General features: G+C 57.8%; 1 protein-coding gene and 1 pseudogene. One reads left to right on the forward strand and one right to left on the reverse strand.

The genetic code is table 11. From position 1 onward, the window contains the following. The coding region (locus CFR76_RS17410; protein ID WP_110557946.1) for an IS110 family RNA-guided transposase at window positions 1-434 on the reverse strand (434 nt) is incomplete at its 3' end. Between the two features lie 65 nt (window positions 435-499). On the opposite strand from CFR76_RS17410, the pseudogene CFR76_RS17415 reads away from it, so the two are divergent. Next, window positions 500-883, forward strand: a pseudogene (locus CFR76_RS17415) (transposase); the annotation flags it as partial. Between the last annotated feature and the right edge of the window lie 273 nt (window positions 884-1,156).

Consider the following 1,156-nt stretch of genomic DNA (forward strand, 5'->3'; position numbering starts at 1 on the left):
GCAAGGTGCCCCCGCAGGGCATTGACCTGCATGGTTCTTTGACGCACCAGCAAATCCCTCGTCTTGTGCTGAAGCAACGCTGCCTGCTGAGCCGGTGACTTGACTGGCACGAAGCGCATCGTCGGGCGGGTCACCGCCTCGCAGATCGCCTCGGCGTCAGCGGCATCAGTTTTACCCCGCTTGACGTAGGGCTTCACATAGACCGGCGGCATCATCTTGACCGTATGTCCGATAGCCGCAATCGAGCGCGCCCAGTAATGCGACGTGCCACACGCTTCCATACCGACCAGGCATGGCGGGAGTGTTTCAAAAAACCGGAGAACTTCACCGCGCCGTAAGCGACGGCGTACGAGAATGTTCCCAAGACTATCGATCCCATGCACCTGAAAAACATTCTTGGCCAGGTCGAGGCCAATCGTCGAAATCGTTCCCATAGGTGGCTCCATGCGTTGTAGACGGTGACGATTTCATCCTCGCACATTTCGTGCGGGGGCCGTCCACAACATCACCTCTGTCCGACCCCCGCCATCTCTACGAACAGATTTACTGCGCACGCGGGGATATGGAAAACCGCATCAAGGAATGCCAGATGGATCTGTTCTCAGACAGGACCTCGTCCCACACCATCCGGGCCAACCAGCTCCGGCTGTGGTTCTCGGCCGCAGCCTATGTCCTGCTGACCGCTCTGCAAAGACTGGCCCTTGGCCAGACCAGCCTGGAGACGGCGACCTGTGGCACCATACGCGCACGACTGCTCAAAATCGCGACACGTGTAACGCTCAGCGTCCGTCGGATTGTCCTGTCCATGCCGGACATGTTCCCCTGTCAGCATGAATTCGCCCTCGCTCATGCACGATTGCGAAGGCTCCGGCAGGCCATCTGAAGAAACAGACAGTGCACAGACCACATAGCTTCCACCAACACTGCCTTCTCAGGCCGTGACACCCTCACTGCGTTCAGAACCCGCCGCCAGAAGCAGAATATCGTCAATATTCCAGATCGGGCTCCTGTGGGATGACTGAACTCTACAAAATGACCTGAAATTGCCTCAAGTGTGAGATGGGGTGGTTGCCGTCCTCCCCGCACGGCATCGCAATGTGCCAGAATGGTCGTTGGAAGAAACGACTGCGCGAAAGGACGGCAGATGAAGGATACA

This window comes from Komagataeibacter swingsii, from assembly GCF_003207895.1.
GTDB lineage: Bacteria > Pseudomonadota > Alphaproteobacteria > Acetobacterales > Acetobacteraceae > Komagataeibacter > Komagataeibacter swingsii.